This is a genomic window from Tessaracoccus zhenghani, from assembly GCF_055326325.1.
This window is the reverse complement of the sequence record NZ_JBUZNQ010000003.1, coordinates 610,661-626,743: the sequence shown is the minus strand read 5'-3', so window position 1 is coordinate 626,743 and position 16,083 is coordinate 610,661. Positions and strand designations below refer to the sequence as shown.

Sequence of the window (16,083 nt, the reverse complement as noted above, 5' to 3'; positions counted from 1 at the left end):
GTGTTACGGTGGCCATAGCGAGAGGGAAACACCCGGTCCCATCCCGAACCCGGAAGTTAAGCCTCTCTGCGCCGATGGTACTGCGAGGGGGACCTCGTGGGAGACTAGGACGCCGCCGGACTTCTTTTAAACAAACCCCCCGAACCTCGTTCGGGGGGTTTGTTGCATTTACAGACCCTTTCGCAGCGCCCTCAGGCCGGCCCCCAGTTGCCGACCGAGGCGGGGGCGGTGGAGGGAGTGCCCCGAAAAGTTGGGAGTAGGGCCCCTCTGCTGGGATGATGGTCCTTATGACTGACAACTCCACACCGGACGAAGGCCAGGGCAACCGCGGAGACGGCGAGAACTACGAACGTCGCGCTCCGCGGAGCGGCGGTGCGCCGCGAGGCTCCCGCGGAACCGGACGCGACGATGAACGTCGCGGCCCGCGTCAGGGTGGGGAAGCGCGTAGCTGGGGCGATCGGGATGACCGCCGTGGCCCGCGCCGCGATGATGATCGTCGTCCCCCTCGTGCCGAAGGTGAACGCCGTCCCTGGGGTGATCGCGATGACCGCCGTGGCCCGCGCCGTGACGATGATCGTCGTCCCCCTCGTGCCGAAGGTGAACGCCGTCCCTGGGGTGATCGCGACGACCGCCGTGGCCCGCGCCGTGACGATGATCGTCGTCCCCCTCGTGCCGAAGGTGAACGCCGTCCCTGGGGCGATCGCGACGACCGCCGTGGCCCGCGCCGCGATGACGACCGTCGTCCCCCTCGTGCCGAAGGTGAACGCCGTCCCTGGGGTGACCGCGACGACCGCCGTGGCCCGCGCCGCGATGACGACCGTCGTCCTCCCCGCTCTGAGGGTGAACGCCGTCCCTGGGGTGACCGCGACGACCGCCGTGGCCCGCGCCGTGACGATGATCGTCGTCCTCCCCGCTCTGAGGGTGAACGCCGTCCCTGGGGTGATCGCGATGACCGCCGTGGCCCGCGCCGTGACGATGATCGTCGTCCTCCCCGCTCTGAGGGTGAACGCCGTCCCTGGGGTGATCGCGATGACCGCCGTGGCCCGCGCCGCGATGACGACCGTCGTCCTCCCCGCTCTGAGGGTGAACGCCGTACCTGGGGCGACCGGGACGACCGTCGTCCCCCTCGTGCTGAAGGTGAACGCCGTCCCTGGGGCGACCGCGACGACCGCCGTGGCCCGCGCCGCGATGACGACCGGCGACCCCCCCGCGCCGAAGGCGAACGCCGTCCCTGGGGCGACCGGGACGACCGCCGTGGCCCGCGCCGCGACGATGACCGTCGTCCCCCTCGCTCTGAGGGTGAACGCCGTCCCTGGGGCGATCGTGATGACCGCCGCGGCCCGAGCCGCGACGACGACCGTCGTGCCCCTCGCGCTGAAGGTGAACGCCGTCCCTGGGCCGACCGCGACGACCGCGGCCCTCGCCGCGATGATGATCGACGCTGGGACCGTGACGATCGGGAAGAGCGCGTCCACCGCCCTGGCACTGCGCCGCGTGCGGATGAACCCGCAACCCCGCTCGAGTACGACGAGAAGGAACTGCATCCCGGTGTGAAGGCCGAGCTCAGAGGCCTCCCCAAGGACCTTGCTGCGACCGTCGCCGCGCATATCTGGGCCGCTGGCCAGTACATCGACACCGACCCTGCACTTGCCTTCCGTCACGCGGAGGCAGCCAGGCGTCGTGCCGGCCGGCTTCCGATCGTCCGTGAAGCGGCCGCTGAGACCGCCTATGCCGCCGGCGAATTCGCCGTCGCACTTCGCGAGTTCCGTGCCATCCGCCGGATGTCCGGGGGCGATGAACTGATCCCGCTGATCGCCGACTGCGAGCGCGCGCTCGGGCGGCACCACGAAGCGCTCGACGTGCTCAACGAACTCAACCCGAAGCACCCGGACGTGAACCTGCACATCGAGTGCCTCCTGGTGGAGGCCGGGATCCGCGATGACCTCGGTCAGCGCGACGAAGCCCTCCGTCTCCTGAAGGCGGCCATCTCCCGCAAGGTTGGCCCGCCCCAGGCCCAGGCGCGCCTGCAGTACGCGCTGGCCAACCTCCTCGAGGAGAGCGGTGACAGCGCTGCTGCCCGCGAGTGGTTCACTTCCGCCTCTGAACTCGACCGTTCCGGCGACCTGGACATCGCCGAGCGGCTCGCGGAGATCGACGGCATCACGCTGCCCGATTTCACTGAGGAAGAGGACGACGAGGACGAGTCCGAAGAGGATCTCTACAGGGACGGGCGCGAGGATGACGACCTCGACGAGGATGACCTCGACGAGGACGACGAGGATGACGACCTCGAGGATAACGACCTCGACGACGATGAGGATGACGACCTCGACGACGATGAGGATGACGACCTCGACGACGATGAGGATGACGACCTCGACGACGATGAGGATGACGACCTAGAAGACGATGAGGAAGACGGCCCGGAAGACGATGAAGAGCTCGATGTCGTCGAAGCGGGGGACGACCTTGAGGCGGAGTCGCAGCCCGAGGACGACGACGACCTTCAAGAACAGGACTTCGTTGCGGTGGAGGCACCGGCTGTGGGCAACGATCCCGAGTCTGTCGACTCCACCGATGTGACGACGGAGGATGCGACCCCCGGGGACGTGACCGTCGACACCGACGGCCTACCCGGGGCAGTTGAAGAGCCGGTGACCGATACGTTGGAGGAGCCGACGACGGAGGAGACCGAGCGATGACCAAGGCCCTTGCCGCTGACTATGACGCAGCCCTGTTCGACCTCGACGGAGTGATCTACCTGGGCCCCTATGCGGTCGAGGGCATTCCTGAGGCGCTTGAGGAACTGCGTTCCCGCGGCACCCACGTGGGCTTCGTCACCAACAACGCGGCGCGTACGCCCGCGGCTGTCGCGGACCACCTCGAGGAACTGGGTATCCGCGCCAGCGAGGGCGACGTCGTGAACTCCACGCAGGCGACCCTGCGCATGCTGGTGGCTGATCTCCCGGCCGGCGCGAAGATCCTCGCAGTGGGCACGGACGCCCTGGTCCAGCAGCTCGCGGGCGCCGGGTTCACCGTCGTCGACTCCATCGATGACGAGCCGATGGCCGTTGTGCAGGGTTATCACCCGACGCTGGAGTGGACCCGTCTGGAGGACGCCGCCCTGGCGATCCAGCGCGGCGCCGTCTGGTACGCCACCAACCCTGATCTGACCAGGCCATCGGAGCGCGGCATCGTGCCCGGGCTGGGCTCCCAGGTGGGCGTGGTGCGCAATTGCGTGGCGATCGACCCGAAGATCGCCGGCAAGCCGTACCGCCCCCTGCTCGATGAAACAGTGCTCCGCCTCAGCGCGGCGCACCCCATCTTCGTGGGCGACCGCACCGACACGGACATCCTGGGCGCCAACAACGTCGGGATGGATTCGTTGTTCGTCTTCACGGGCGCCCACGGCAAGGCAGACCTCGACGTCGCGCCTCCGGCGTTCCGCCCCACCCACATCGGTTTCGACGCCACTGCGCTGCTCGAGCCCAAGCGGGAGGCTGAATTCCAGGGGCAGCGCTACATCTGTGGCTACCAGGAGGTCGACTTCACCGACGGGGTGGGCTACCTGTCCACCCGGCCCGTGACTCGTGACGAGCAGCTCGATGCCCTCTGGGCGGGCCTGCAGGCGCGGTGGCGCTTCGACGTGGACATCTCCAACGTGCTCAACTCGCTGGACCTGTTGAGGTGAGCGAGGCTGCCACGCCTCGGAGCGCCGCACCCGCCGAGGTTCGGCGGGTCGAGTTGGTGGGCGAGGTGATGGCGGGCCTCGAGTCGCTGGACGACCTGCCGCTCGAAGAGCAGACGGCGAAGCTGACCGAGGCGCAGTCGGTGCTCCAGGCGGTGCTCAACAACGACCCCAACCTCACGCAGCTGGGGATCCCCGGCGTCGCACGGTGAGACTCGACGTCGCCCTCGTCGAGCGCGGCCTGGCGCGGTCCCGAACGCATGCGGCCGCGCTCATCGCCGAAGGGCGCGTGAGCGTCAACGGAACTGTGGCGCCCAAGGCGTCGCTGCGCGTCGGCCCCGAGGACGAACTCGTGGCTGACGCGGAGCGCTGGGTCTCCCGCGCCGCCCACAAGCTGTTGGGGGCCCTCGACTCGTCGGGCTTCACCGTCCGCGGCAGGGTGCTCGACGCCGGAGCGTCCACCGGCGGCTTCACCCAGGTCTGCCTCGAGCGCGGTGCAGACCTGGTCTACGCCGTCGACGTGGGTCATGACCAGTTGGCCGCCGAGCTCCGCTCGGATCCCCGCGTGCGCGTCCACGAGGGTCTCAACCTGCGTGACCTCACCCTCAACCATCTGGACGGTGAACCCGTCGACAGGATCGTCGGCGACATCTCCTTCATCTCCCTGCGCCTCCTGCTCCAGCCCCTCCTCGGCGTGCTGCCGGCAGACGGCGAGGCGCTCCTTCTCGTCAAGCCCCAGTTCGAGGTGGGCCGCGAGCGGCTCGGCTCCGGCGGTGTCGTCCGGGACGAGGCACTGCGTACCGAGGCGGTCGACGCGGTGGCCGCCGACGCCGCATCCCTCGGATGGATCGAGCGGTGGCGCGGCATCAGCGAACTGCCAGGGGCCTCGGGCAACGTGGAGTACTTCGTCCGGCTGACTCGGTAGGCTGGGCGCGTGAACAAGCGAACCGTGGCCGTCCTCGTCCACCCGGACCGGGAGGAGGCCCTCGACAACGCCATCACGTTCATGGCGGACCTCCACAGGATGGGCTTCGGCTTCCTCGTCTTCGACGATGACGTCGAGCGGATCGCCGCCCGCGTGGGACCCACCGTCGAGTTCCAGGCCCTGGACAACCGCATGGCGGAACTGGCCGTCGTGTTCGGTGGCGACGGCACCATCCTGCGCGCCGCGGAGTGGGCGCTGCCGCTGGGCGTGCCCCTGCTCGGGGTGAATCTCGGTCATGTGGGCTTCCTCGCCGAACTCGAGCCGTCGGATCTGCACGAGCTGGCCACCGTCGTCGAGGAGCGCCGCTACCAGGTGGAGGAGCGCCTCGCCCTGGAGGTGCGGGTCACTGACCGTGACGGCAACCTCACGTGGACTTCCTCGGCGGTCAACGAGGTGTCGCTGGAGAAGATGGCCCGCGAGCGCATGCTCAACGTCCTGGTGAGCATCGATGACCGCCCGCTCTCGCGCTGGGGCTGCGACGGGGTGCTCGTGGCCACCCCCACCGGCTCCACCGCCTACGGCTTCTCCGCAGGGGGACCCGTCGTCTGGCCCGACGTGAAGGCCATGCTCGTGGTGCCCATCGCGGCCCACGCGCTGTTCAACCGCCCCATGGTGCTGAGCCCCTCGTCGAAGGTGCGGCTCAACATCACCCCGGACCTCCCCGCGTGCGGCATCCTGTGGTGCGACGGACGCCGGAGCCACGAGGTCGCCGACGGTGAGACAGTCGAAGTCACCCAGCTCGGCGTCCAACTGCGCCTGGCCCGCTTCGGCGAGCAGCCGTTCACCACCAGACTCGTGAAGAAGTTCGCGCTCCCCGTCCACGGGTGGCGCAAGCAGACGGAGAAATAGATGCTCACCGCGTTGCGGATGACAGCCTTCGGAGTGGTCGACGAGGCCGAACTCGAACTGGGGCCGGGCCTCACCGCGCTGACCGGCGAGACGGGCGCCGGCAAGACCATGATCGTTTCGGGCCTCGGCCACCTCCTGGGTAGCCGCGGCGACGCGGGGATCGTGCGTCGCGGCGCGGACCGGGCCGTCGTGGAGGGCCGCTGGGAGGTGGCCGACGACCTGGCCGCGCGCGTCCGGGACCTCGGCGGCGACGCCGAGGACGGCGAGTTGGTCACGCTGCGTCAGGTGACGGCGCAGGGCCGCTCCCGCGCGGTGCTCGGCGGCGCCGGTGTCCCCATCTCCGCGTTGGCGGACCTCATCGGTGAGATCGCCACGATCCACGGGCAGTCCGGCCAGATCCGGCTGTCCAGCCCGGACCGCCAGCGCGAGCTGCTCGACGCGCACGCCAATCCCGGGGAGCTTGCCCGCTACCGGGCCAATTTTGCGGAGCGGAAAGCGGCGGCCGCCGAACTGCAGGAGCTCGAGGAGCAGTCCATGGCCCGCGCCCGCGAGGCCGACATGCTGCGCTTCGGTCTGGAGGAGATCGGCGCCGTGGATCCGCAACCGGGTGAGGATGACGCGCTGGCCGCAGAGCAGGCCAAGCTCATGGACCTGGACGACCTGCGCAGCCTCGCGGCCACCGCGCACGAGGCGTTGAGCGGCTCGGAGACCGACTTCGATGCTCCCGGCGCCGTCGGCCTCGCCGGGGAGGCACGCAAGGCGCTCGCGGCCCTGGCTGAACGCGACGAGGCCGCCGCCTTGCTGGCGAGCCGTGCTGTTGAGCTCACGATGCTGGCGGGAGACCTCGCCGCGGACGTGGCCGGCTACGTGGACGACCTGGTGGCGGACCCGCTCCGCCTCGAAGCAGTGGGGCAGCGGCGCGGCGCGCTGGCCGGCCTCACCCGCAAGTACGGCACCACCGTCGACGACGTGCTCAGCTGGGCTCAGACGTCTGCGGCCAGGCTGGGCCAGCTGGTCGGCAGCGACGAGCGCATCGACACCCTGCGCGCCCGCGTTGTGGAACTGGATGCCGCGCTCGCGGCGGATGCGGCGGCCATCTCGGCGGCCCGGCACCGGGCAGCAGACGACCTCGCGGAACGCGTCAAGGGGGAGCTGGCAGCGCTGGCCATGCCGCATGCCGAACTCCGTTTCGCCGTCACGGACGCGCCCATCGGTCCGCACGGCGCGGACCGCATCGAACTGCTCTTCACCGCCAACCCGGGCTCCGAGCCCGCGCCGCTGGGGAAGGTGGCCTCCGGCGGCGAACTGTCGCGCGTCAGGCTCGCGCTCGAAGTCGTGCTGGCAGACGCCGGCGCGCAGCACACCTATGTCTTCGACGAGGTGGACGCGGGCGTGGGCGGCGCCGTCGGTCTGGAGATCGGGCGGCGGCTGCAACGACTGGCCGGCCACAGCCAGGTGATCGTCGTGACCCACCTGGCCCAGGTGGCCGCGTTCGCCGACGCCCACTTCGTGGTGGCCAAGGAGTCCGACGGCCAAGTGACCACTTCGGGTGTGCGTCTACTCACCCAGGACCAGCGCGCCGCGGAACTCGCCCGTATGATGGGCGGCGCCTCCTCATCGACGAAGGGGATCGAGCACGCGCAGGAGCTGCTCGCACAAGCTGCCCGGTAGGGGGAATATCGATGGCCGCACAGCTCCTCGCGGGAGTGCAACGGTACCTGGACCGGATCCTGGTGGGCCTGGGCGTGCTGCTGATGTTCTGGATCTGGCACCTGGGCCATCTGGAGTGGGGCGCACAGAGGTATGTCCCCACCTGGATGGACGACCGGATCCTGTTGTTCGTCGCCCCGCCCCTCCTCCTCGCCGCCGTCGGGCTGGTGCGTGCCGCGTTGGCAGGAGCGTTCGCCTACCCGCTGGTGGTGGTCGTCGGCGAGCTCCTCGGCGGTGCCGCCTGGGACCTGCAGGTCATGTTCCTCGGCGAGGAGCATGAGCCGCTGCACGCAGGCTGGTGGATCGCCGTGGCGCTCTACGTCTGGGTGGTCCTCGGGGCCACCTGGGGCGAGGCCCGAGCGCGGCGTTGGGCGAGGATGGAGGCGGAGGAAACCTCGCCTGCACAGCCGTGACCCAGATGTAACGCAGTGGAAACGTGGGCCACTTAACATGGAGTTCCGTGCATGAACCGAACACCACCCGTCATATCTTCGTCACCGGGGGCGTCGTCTCCTCGCTGGGTAAGGGCCTCACGGCCGCCAGCCTCGGCACGCTGCTGGTAGGGCGCGGTCTCCGCGTCACCATGCAGAAGCTGGATCCGTACCTCAATGTCGACCCGGGCACCATGAACCCGTTCCAGCACGGTGAGGTCTTCATCACCGACGACGGTGCGGAGACCGATCTCGACATCGGCCACTACGAGCGCTTCCTGGATGTGAACCTCACCAGCAGCGCCAACGTCACCACGGGCCAGGTCTATTCCACCGTGATAGCGCGCGAACGACGCGGCGAATACCTCGGCCAGACCGTGCAGGTGGTGCCGCACATCACCGACGAGATCCGCGACCGGATGCTCTCGATGGCCGGGCCAGACGTCGACGTGGTCATCCACGAGATCGGGGGGACCGTCGGCGACATCGAGTCCCTGCCGTTCCTGGAGGCCGCCCGCCAGGTCCGCCACGAGGTGGGCCGTGACCGGGTCTTCTTCCTCCACGTCTCGCTCGTGCCGTACCTGAAACCGGCAGCCGAATTGAAGACCAAGCCCACGCAGCACTCGGTGGCCGCGTTGCGTCAGGTAGGTATCCAGCCCGACGCGATCGTGTGCCGCTCGTCGCTGGAGGTGCCCGCCGCGATGAAGCGCAAGATCGCGCTCATGTGCGACGTGGACGAAGAGGCCGTGATCAGCTGCGCCGACGCGTCGAGCATCTACGCGATTCCCCGGGTGCTGCACTCCGAGGGGCTCGACGCCTACGTGGTGCGCCGCCTCCAGCTGTCCTTCCGCGACGTGAACTGGAAGGCCTGGGATGAGCTCCTGAGCCGCGTCGAGCAGCCCGCCGAGCGGGTGACGGTGGCGTTGGTCGGCAAGTACATCGACCTTCCCGACGCCTACCTTTCCGTGTCCGAGGCGCTGCGGGCCGGCGGTTTCGCGCACCGCGCGGCCGTCGACCTGCGTTGGGTCGCCTCCGATGACTGCGCCACCCGTGAGGGGGCGGCCAGGGCCCTGGAGGGGGCCGACGCGGTCTGCGTGCCGGGGGGCTTCGGCATCAGGGGCGTGGAAGGCAAGCTCGGGGCGCTGACGTATGCCCGCGAACACCGCGTTCCCACGCTCGGCCTCTGCCTGGGGATGCAGTGCATGGTGGTCGAGGCGGCCCGCAACCTGGCCGGGCTGGGAGGAGCGTCGTCGACCGAATTCGATGCCGACACCGAAGAGCCGGTCGTGGCGACCATGGCCGAGCAGAGCCACATCGTGGCCGGAGACGGCGACCTGGGCGGCACCATGCGGCTGGGTTCCTACCCGGCGCTCCTGCGCGAGGGAACTGTCGTGCGCAGGGTCTATGGTGATGCCAGGGTCGAGGAGCGCCATCGCCATCGCTACGAGGTGAACAACGCCTACCGCGCACGTCTCGAAGAGGCGGGTCTGGTGGTCTCGGGCACCTCGCCGGATTCGCAGCTTGTCGAGTTCGTCGAACTGCCGGAGGAGGTGCATCCCTTCTACGTGGGCACGCAGGCGCACCCCGAACTGAAGTCGCGCCCGACGAAGCCGCATCCGCTGTTCGCCGGGCTGATCGGAGCCGCGCTCGCGGCACGGAAGGGGTAGCACGTGCGCGTCGACGAGCCGATGAAGTGGCCGGTGCGGAGCCGGGAGGTGCTGGGGTCCGGCAGGGTGACGACCTTCGTGGAGGAGACAGTCGCCACTCCGTCAGGCGAGGAGATCACCCGGCAGTTCATCACGCATCCCGGCGCGGTGGCGGTCGTGGCATGGGAGGAGAGCACCGACGAGATCGCCGTGCTGCGCCAGTACCGCCACCCGGTCGGTCTGGAACTGGTGGAGATCCCCGCCGGTCTGCTGGATGTCGACGGGGAGGCGTGGGTCCTCAGCGCCCAGCGTGAGCTCGCCGAGGAGATCGAGCTGGCAGCAGACCGCTGGGACGTGCTGGTCGACATCCTCACCACGCCGGGCTCGTCGGAGGAGTCGCTCCGGATCTATCTGGCCAGGGACGTGCGCACCGCCGCACGCCCCGAAGGCTTCGTGCTCGAGGGCGAGGAGGCGCACATGACCTGGTCCTGGGTGCCCAGGCAGCACCTGGTCGACGAGATCCTGGCTGGGCGCTGCCAGTCGCCGTCGCTGGTGGCCGGGGTGCTCGCCTTCGAGACCGCCCGGCTGTCCGGTCGTCTCGAGGACCTGCGGCCGGCGGACGCCGCGTGGCTCGCCCGCCAGGAGTGAGCGCGCTGGCGCGGGCGCGCGACGACTACCTCAACCACGTCCGCGTCGAGCGGGGGCTCGCCGCCAACACGGTGGCGGCCTACCGCCGCGACCTGGCCCGCTACGTCACCTTCCTGTCCGAACGGGGCATCCTGTCGGTGGCGGAGGTGACAGCCGTGGAGGTGACCGAGTTCGTCCGCGAGTTGAGCACCTCCCAGGCGAGGTCCTCGGTGGCCAGACACGTCGTCAGCGTGCGCACGTTCCACCAGTTCTGCGCCGAGGAGGGCCTGGCGCCGCAGAACCCGGCGGCGGAGGTGTCTCCGCCGAAGCTCGAGCAGCGGCTGCCGAAGGCGCTCACCGTCGCGGAGGTCTCACGGATCCTGGACGCACCGGACCGCACGGAGGTCGTCGGCCTTCGGGACGCCGCCCTGTTGGAGTTGCTCTACGGCACCGGTGCCCGGGTCTCGGAGGTGTGCGGGCTGGACGTCGACGACGTGACCGCCGCGCTGTCCGAACCTGACGTCGGCATCCGCCTGCTCGGCAAGGGTGGCAAGGAGCGGTTCGTCCCCCTGGGCAGCTACGCGGCCAAGGCGTTGTCCGCCTACCTGGTGCGCGCGCGGCCGGCGCTGGCGCAGACCGCGAAGAAGCACACGCCGGCGCTGCTGCTCAACCAGCGCGGCATGCGGCTCAGCCGCCAGTCCGCGTGGTCCGTCATCCAGCGCGCTGCGGAAGGCGCCGGCCTCGACGTGGACGTGTCGCCGCACTCGCTGCGCCACTCCTTCGCGACGCACCTGCTCGACGGGGGAGCAGACCTCAGGGTGGTGCAGGAGTTGTTGGGCCACTCGTCGGTGGCCACCACCCAGATCTACACCCTGGTGACCATCGAGCACCTCCGCGAGGTGCACGCAGCGGCCCACCCGCGGGCCCGCTGAGCCACCGGTTCCTAGAAGGCGGCCAGGTTCATCGGCGGCTCTTCCACCTGGAACAGGCGTGAGAGCCGGCTGATGGCGGCGGGCTCACCCTGCACCAGCCCGGACAGGGGAAAATCCGACGCGGAGCGGTCACCGTGCCACATCGACGCGAGCACGTCGATGGGCAGCTTCACCTCCGCTGCCTGCTCCGAGGGTGCAGCGGCGCCGCGCCCGTCCCGCGCGCTGACCCGCCAGGTGCCCTGGCAGTAACCCATGGCGTCGGAGATCTCGACGACCACGTCGCCCTCACCGTCGAAGCCGCGCTGGGCGGTGGCCGATGGGAGGTCGAGGAGGCGCAACCACACGGGGTCGTCGCCTTCCTTGGCGGTGACCGCCCACGGGTCGACGAGGGACGCCGCCAGCGGATCTCCAGGAGGGGAGAGGGGATAGGTCAGCCGCTCGACCAGGTCCATCTCCGCCAAGGTGCGCCAGAGCGCCCGGTTGACGGCCTGGTCCGCAGCGCACACCTTGCGCACGGCCGTGGTGATGGGGGTCTCGTCCCAGCCCTTGGGCGTGAACAACGCGAATCCGTCCACCTCGCCGGTGGGGGAGAAGTGCACCGCGCACCGCAGCGAGCGCGCGGGGCCGTTCTCCCCGGAATCCCAGAGGCCGGTGTCCACCAGGAAGTGGCCGTGCAGGTGCCCGACGGCGCCCCGGAAACGCGCCTGGTGCGCGGTGACCAGGCGCTCCCAGTGGTCGCGCAGGAAGGACGGCGGGACGAACTCGACGGTGCCTGGTGCGGCCGGCACGTCGGCCCTGAGCGAGAAGCGCCTGGTGTCGACCTCGATGGGGTGGGTGTGGGTGGTGATGCCGAATCCGAAACGGCCGTAGATGGTCGCTTCTGAAGCCGTCAAGGTGGCGAGCGGCATGCCGTGCCCGCGTGCCGCGTCGAGTTGTTGGCGCATCATGTGCTTCAGCAGGCCGCGGCGGCGGTGGCTCGGCCGGACCGCGACGGTGTTGATCACCAGGGCGTCGACGAGGCCGCGTCCGCAGTTGATCGTGGTGGGTGCCGCAGCGAAGGCCGCGACCGCCTCCCTGCCCGTCAGGCCGGGCCCCTCCGTCGTCACCCTGCCCAACCACGCACGGTCTTCGCGGCGGTGCTTCCGGTAGGTGGCCAGCCCCTCGTCAGAGGCGCGCTGCTCCAGGAAACTGAAGCGGAACACATCGAGATAGTCCGCCCAGGCGGGGCTGTCGTCCGGGGTGTCGAGCGGCATCAGATCGTATTCGTAGGGTGCTTGCACGCCTTCGACTCTAGTGCCCGGTATCCGGGGACAGATATGCCCGGACCACCTCATACGTGGTCCGGGCTCGCGTCACTTCTATCGGTTCGAAGTGGCTACCGGGCGACGACACGCCGACGAAACGGCAAACTTCCGGTGAATTCCGGTCATTCTGCTGACACGGGGCGAAGAGCGGTGTAGACATGTCCATACGCACTTCCTTTCGGGGAAGAGCGGGAAGGGAAAGTCCTACTTTCGATTGCTGCAGGTTTGATCCAGTAGCACCCCACCCGGCGAGGTGGGTGAGAAAATCCGGATGCCCTTCCAGGCAGGTGGGCCGCCACCACCCGCCACACCCAGGTGGCCTGACCAACTCATACTTGGTCAGGCCACCGCCCTGTTCAGGGCCGCTCGGAAGAAATAGACCAGGGGTGCGTCCACTAGGCTGGTCCCCACTTGCAGAGAAGTAGGAGGCAATGCGGTGGCGGATAGCGGCCTGTTTGAAAAGCCCGAGTTCCAGGTACCGGATGCACCGGGGGAGTCGACCCTCATCGATACCGGTGTGATCGGTCCCACGGGCCGACCCCTCCCAACCTTCCCGGAGCCTCAGCGACCCTCCCCCGGCGCCCCGAAGAACGCCATCATCATGTCGATGACCAACCAGAAGGGCGGCGTCGGGAAGACCACCACGGCCATCAACCTGGGTGCCGCGTTGGCGGAAACGGGCCGCAAGATCCTCCTCGTCGACTTCGACCCGCAGGGGTCCCTGTCGGTGGGCCTCGGCGTGAATCCGCACACCCTGGACCGCTCCATCTACAACCTGCTGCTGAGCCGCGAATACGAACCGCGCGAGGTCATCATGGAGACCACCGTGGCCGGCCTCGACATCCTGCCCAGCAACATCGACCTCTCTGCGGCCGAAGTGCAGCTCGTCAGCGAAGTGGCCCGGGAGCAGACGCTCCAGCGCGTCCTGACCAAGGTGCGCTCCAGCTACGACTACATCCTCATCGACTGCGCTCCCAGCCTGGGGCTGCTCACGATCAACGCGCTCACCGCCAGCGACTATGTCGTCGTGCCGCTGGAGTGCGAGTTCTTCGCGCTGCGCGGCGTGGCGCTGCTGACCGACACGATCGCCAAGGTGCAGGACCGGCTGAACCCGGAGCTCGAGGTCATGGGCATTCTCGGCACCATGTACGACGCCCGCACCCTGCACAGCCGCGAGGTGCTGGAGCGCGTGGTCCAGGCCTTCGGCGACGACGTGTTCCACACGGTCATCCGTCGCACCATCAAGTTCCCGGAGACGACGGTGGCCGGCGAGCCCATCACCACCTACGCCTCGGCTTCCCCCGGCGCTGACGCCTACCGGCAGCTGGCGCGAGAGGTGTTGTTGAGGAGCGAGGTGTGAGCAAGCCCAAGCGCGCCGAACTCCCCGGGGCCTCGGAGCTGTTCCGGCCGACGAGGCAGCCGCGCGAGGCGACGCCGGAGGCACCACCTGCAGAGGCCCAGGCCGCCCCTGCCGTGCAGCCGGTGGCAGAGCTCGCCGCTGACGCGGCCGCACCCGCGCCCACCGGCCGCGTCCGGCACGACCACAAGATCACCGTCTACTTCAGCGAGGACGAGCTGCTCGCCCTCGAGGACGCCAACCTCGACCTGCGGCGCACGCATGGCATCCGTGTCGACCGGGGGCGCATCGTGCGCGTGGCCGTCGCGCACGCGGTGGCAGACCTCGCGGCGCGCGGCGGCGCCAGCGACCTCGTGGCCGAGCTCAGACAGCAGTGAGCAGAGGACGGGCACAGTCGGAGCAGCGCGACGAGCTGCCGGGCTTCGAGTTGCGGTTGAGCAACTTCGAAGGACCCTTCGACCTGCTGCTCGACCTCATCTCCCGCCGTGAACTGGACATCACCGAGGTGGCGCTCAGCGCCGTGACGGATGAGTTCATCGCCTACGTGAAGTTGGGCGGGGAGGTCTGGGACCTCGACAGGACCAGTTCCTTCCTCGTCGTGGCCGCCACCCTGCTCGACCTCAAGGCGGCCCGCCTCCTGCCCGGAGGTGAGGTGAGCGATCCCGAGGACATCGCGGCGCTGGAGGCCCGCGACCTCCTGTTCGCCCGCCTCCTGCAGTACCGCGCGTTCAAGAAACTCGCCGAGTGGGTGGCGGAGTCGATGAACGGGGCCGAGTCCACGCATTGGCGGCCCGGCGGCATCGAGGAGCAGTTCCGCGGTCTCCTGCCGGAGGTGGAACTGACGCTGACCCCCGACGACGTCGCCCGGCTCGCGGCGGCCGCGATGGTCCCGAAGCCTGCCCCCGTCGTCGAGCTGGGCCACCTGCACGGCAACACGGTCAGCGTCCCGGAGCAGGTCACGCTCATCGCCGAGAGACTGCGCCGCGAGGGGGCGGCCACGTTCAGGTCGCTCATCTCGGGCGCAGACCGGCTCACCATCGTGGTGCGCTTCCTGGTCATCCTGGAATTGTTCCAGGCACAACAAGTGGCCCTCGAACAGCTCGAACCGCTCGCCGAACTGACGGTGCGGTGGACCGCCGGCGATGAGGCCGCCGTCGAGGTCACCGACGATTACGGACCACAACCCGAACTGGAGGATGCATGAGCACCCACGGCGCCCTCGAGGCCATCCTGCTGATGGCCACTGAGCCGACTACCACGCAGGAGTTGGCCGCAGCGCTCGACCTGACCGTCGATGAGGCCGACCGTTCGCTGGACGAGATCGCCGCCTTCTACGAGGAGAACGGACGCGGTATCCGGCTGCGACGCATCGCCGGCGGCTGGCGCTTCGCGACGGACCCGGCGCTGGCGGACGTCCTGGAGGCCTGGCTGGTCTCGGACCAGCGCTCCCGGCTGACCCAGGCGGCCCTCGAAACCCTGTCCGTCATCGCCTATCTGCAGCCGGTGACCCGCGGCCGGATCTCGGGCGTGCGCGGCGTGGGCGTCGACGGCGTGGTCAAGACGCTGCTCGTGCGCGGGCTGATCACGGAGGCGGGGGAGGACCCCGTCACCGGAGCCATGACGTTCGCGACGACGCCGCTGTTCCTGCAGAAACTCGGCCTGAATTCATTGAAGGAATTGCCGGACTTGGCGCCCATGCTGCCTGACGCCGTAGCCTTGGAAGCTGAGCTGGGACAACTCGCCGCCGCGATGGCGCCTGAGGCCCGGCCCGAGGAGGAACGCGAAGATGAACGACCAGCCTGACAACGAAAAGACCGAGGGCATCCGCTTGCAGAAGGTGCTGGCCTCGGCCGGCCTCGCATCGCGGCGTGCCAGTGAACTCCTCATCGAGGAGGGACGGGTGGAGGTCAACGGCAAGATCGTCACTGAGCAGGGCATGCGCGTCAATCCCGAGACGGACCACATCCGGGTGGACGGCTCGCGCATCCCGCCGCCGCGCCACAACCTGTACCTCGTGATGAACAAGCCGCGGGGTGTCGTCTCCACGATGGAGGACCCGGAGGGGCGCAAGACGCTGCTCGACTACCTGCCCAGGCTGCGGGAGCGGATCTTCCACGTCGGCCGCCTCGACACCGAGACCGAAGGGCTGATCCTGCTGACCAACGACGGCGAGTTCGCCCACCGCATGGCGCACCCCAGCTACAAGGTCACCAAGACCTACACCGTGCAGGCTGCGGGAGTGATGGACAACCGCACCATCAAGCGCCTGGAGAAGGGCGTCACGCTCGAGGACGGCCCCGTCAAGCCGGACAAGGTCAAGCTCGTCTCCCGTGCCGCCAACAGGACGCTGATCGAGGTCTCCCTGCACGAGGGCCGCAACCGCATCGTCCGCAGGATGTTCGACACGGTCGGCCACCCCGTCGACCGCCTGGCCAGGACCGCGATCGGTCCCGTCCGGCTCGGCAACCTGCCGGTGGGCGAGATCCGGGAACTGACCAGGGAGGAACTGGGAGAACTGCTCGACCTCGTGGGCATGTGACCTGGCCGGGCCAAC

General features: G+C 69.3%; 17 protein-coding genes and 1 rRNA gene. 17 read left to right on the top strand and 1 reads right to left on the bottom strand.

Annotation, left to right across the window (positions count from 1 at the left end):
* Positions 1 to 4: 4 nt before the first annotated feature.
* The 12 genes from rrf to xerD all read left to right on the top strand — a co-directional run bounded on the left by rrf (position 5) and on the right by xerD (position 10,868).
* Positions 5 to 121 (top strand): 5S ribosomal RNA (gene rrf / locus ACZK4S_RS10035).
* Positions 122 to 372: 251 nt separating this feature from the next.
* Positions 373 to 1,554, top strand: a complete 1,182-nt coding sequence (locus ACZK4S_RS10030; protein WP_463644127.1) for a hypothetical protein — start codon at positions 373 to 375, stop codon at positions 1,552 to 1,554.
* Positions 1,551 to 2,702 (top strand): hypothetical protein, encoded by a 1,152-nt coding sequence (locus ACZK4S_RS10025; protein ID WP_463644126.1) that lies wholly within the window; start codon positions 1,551 to 1,553, stop codon positions 2,700 to 2,702. Before ACZK4S_RS10030 ends, ACZK4S_RS10025 begins: the two co-directional genes overlap by 4 nt.
* Positions 2,699 to 3,691, top strand: a complete 993-nt coding sequence (locus ACZK4S_RS10020) for an HAD-IIA family hydrolase (protein ID WP_463644125.1) — start codon at positions 2,699 to 2,701, stop codon at positions 3,689 to 3,691. The genes ACZK4S_RS10025 and ACZK4S_RS10020 overlap by 4 nt, the downstream gene beginning before the upstream one ends.
* Complete coding sequence (locus ACZK4S_RS10015) at positions 3,688 to 3,900, top strand: hypothetical protein (protein ID WP_463644124.1); 213 nt, start codon at positions 3,688 to 3,690, stop codon at positions 3,898 to 3,900. The genes ACZK4S_RS10020 and ACZK4S_RS10015 overlap by 4 nt, the downstream gene beginning before the upstream one ends.
* Positions 3,897 to 4,613 (top strand): TlyA family RNA methyltransferase, encoded by a 717-nt coding sequence (locus tag ACZK4S_RS10010; protein WP_463644123.1) that lies wholly within the window; start codon positions 3,897 to 3,899, stop codon positions 4,611 to 4,613. The genes ACZK4S_RS10015 and ACZK4S_RS10010 overlap by 4 nt, the downstream gene beginning before the upstream one ends.
* A 9-nt stretch (positions 4,614 to 4,622) precedes the next feature.
* Complete coding sequence (locus ACZK4S_RS10005) at positions 4,623 to 5,522, top strand: NAD kinase (protein WP_076063299.1); 900 nt, start codon at positions 4,623 to 4,625, stop codon at positions 5,520 to 5,522.
* Complete coding sequence (recN, locus tag ACZK4S_RS10000) at positions 5,523 to 7,193, top strand: DNA repair protein RecN (protein WP_463644122.1); 1,671 nt, start codon at positions 5,523 to 5,525, stop codon at positions 7,191 to 7,193.
* Between the two features lie 11 nt (positions 7,194 to 7,204).
* The gene (locus ACZK4S_RS09995) at positions 7,205 to 7,645 is read left to right on the top strand and encodes a hypothetical protein (protein WP_463644121.1); all 441 of its coding nucleotides are present in this window, start codon (positions 7,205 to 7,207) and stop codon (positions 7,643 to 7,645) included.
* A gap of 47 nt (positions 7,646 to 7,692) precedes the next feature.
* Positions 7,693 to 9,330: a CTP synthase gene (pyrG, locus tag ACZK4S_RS09990; protein ID WP_076063293.1), complete on the top strand. Its 1,638-nt coding sequence runs from the start codon at positions 7,693 to 7,695 to the stop codon at positions 9,328 to 9,330.
* 21 nt (positions 9,331 to 9,351) lie between these two features.
* Positions 9,352 to 9,957: an NUDIX domain-containing protein gene (locus ACZK4S_RS09985; RefSeq protein WP_463644142.1), complete on the top strand. Its 606-nt coding sequence runs from the start codon at positions 9,352 to 9,354 to the stop codon at positions 9,955 to 9,957.
* Positions 9,954 to 10,868 carry a site-specific tyrosine recombinase XerD gene (xerD, locus tag ACZK4S_RS09980; RefSeq protein ID WP_076063288.1) on the top strand — a complete coding sequence of 305 codons (915 nt, stop codon included), beginning with the start codon at positions 9,954 to 9,956 and terminating at the stop codon, positions 10,866 to 10,868. Before ACZK4S_RS09985 ends, xerD begins: the two co-directional genes overlap by 4 nt.
* Positions 10,869 to 10,879: 11 nt before the next feature.
* Here xerD and ACZK4S_RS09975 read toward each other — a convergent pair whose 3' ends face one another.
* Positions 10,880 to 12,148 carry a GNAT family N-acetyltransferase gene (locus tag ACZK4S_RS09975; RefSeq protein WP_463644120.1) on the bottom strand — a complete coding sequence of 423 codons (1,269 nt, stop codon included), beginning with the start codon at positions 12,146 to 12,148 and terminating at the stop codon, positions 10,880 to 10,882.
* 475 nt (positions 12,149 to 12,623) lie between these two features.
* On the opposite strand from ACZK4S_RS09975, the gene ACZK4S_RS09970 reads away from it, so the two are divergent.
* From ACZK4S_RS09970 to ACZK4S_RS09950, 5 genes are read left to right on the top strand one after another with little or no spacing between them, the layout of a single operon-like run.
* Positions 12,624 to 13,532 (top strand): ParA family protein, encoded by a 909-nt coding sequence (locus ACZK4S_RS09970; RefSeq protein ID WP_463644141.1) that lies wholly within the window; start codon positions 12,624 to 12,626, stop codon positions 13,530 to 13,532.
* The gene (locus tag ACZK4S_RS09965; protein WP_076063284.1) at positions 13,529 to 13,906 is read left to right on the top strand and encodes a hypothetical protein; all 378 of its coding nucleotides are present in this window, start codon (positions 13,529 to 13,531) and stop codon (positions 13,904 to 13,906) included. Before ACZK4S_RS09970 ends, ACZK4S_RS09965 begins: the two co-directional genes overlap by 4 nt.
* Positions 13,903 to 14,733, top strand: coding sequence for a segregation and condensation protein A (locus tag ACZK4S_RS09960; protein ID WP_463644119.1), 831 nt, complete (start codon positions 13,903 to 13,905; stop codon positions 14,731 to 14,733). The genes ACZK4S_RS09965 and ACZK4S_RS09960 overlap by 4 nt, the downstream gene beginning before the upstream one ends.
* Entirely contained in the window at positions 14,730 to 15,332 is a 603-nt protein-coding gene (gene scpB, locus ACZK4S_RS09955) for an SMC-Scp complex subunit ScpB (RefSeq protein WP_076063279.1), read from the top strand. The genes ACZK4S_RS09960 and scpB overlap by 4 nt, the downstream gene beginning before the upstream one ends.
* Complete coding sequence (locus tag ACZK4S_RS09950; RefSeq protein WP_459397477.1) at positions 15,316 to 16,068, top strand: pseudouridine synthase; 753 nt, start codon at positions 15,316 to 15,318, stop codon at positions 16,066 to 16,068. The genes scpB and ACZK4S_RS09950 overlap by 17 nt, the downstream gene beginning before the upstream one ends.
* The last annotated feature ends 15 nt before the right edge of the window (positions 16,069 to 16,083 follow it).

What these genes read in the sequence shown, in the direction of transcription:
- ACZK4S_RS10020 (WP_463644125.1), top strand. Translation starts at nt 2,699, where the DNA reads ATGACCAAGGCCCTTGCCGCTGACTATGACGCAGCCCTGTTCGACCTC.
- recN (WP_463644122.1), top strand. Translation starts at nt 5,523, where the DNA reads ATGCTCACCGCGTTGCGGATGACAGCCTTCGGAGTGGTCGACGAGGCC.
- ACZK4S_RS09995 (WP_463644121.1), top strand. Translation starts at nt 7,205, where the DNA reads ATGGCCGCACAGCTCCTCGCGGGAGTGCAACGGTACCTGGACCGGATC.
- ACZK4S_RS09985 (WP_463644142.1), top strand. Translation starts at nt 9,352, where the DNA reads ATGAAGTGGCCGGTGCGGAGCCGGGAGGTGCTGGGGTCCGGCAGGGTG.
- scpB (WP_076063279.1), top strand. Translation starts at nt 14,730, where the DNA reads ATGAGCACCCACGGCGCCCTCGAGGCCATCCTGCTGATGGCCACTGAG.
- ACZK4S_RS09950 (WP_459397477.1), top strand. Translation starts at nt 15,316, where the DNA reads ATGAACGACCAGCCTGACAACGAAAAGACCGAGGGCATCCGCTTGCAG.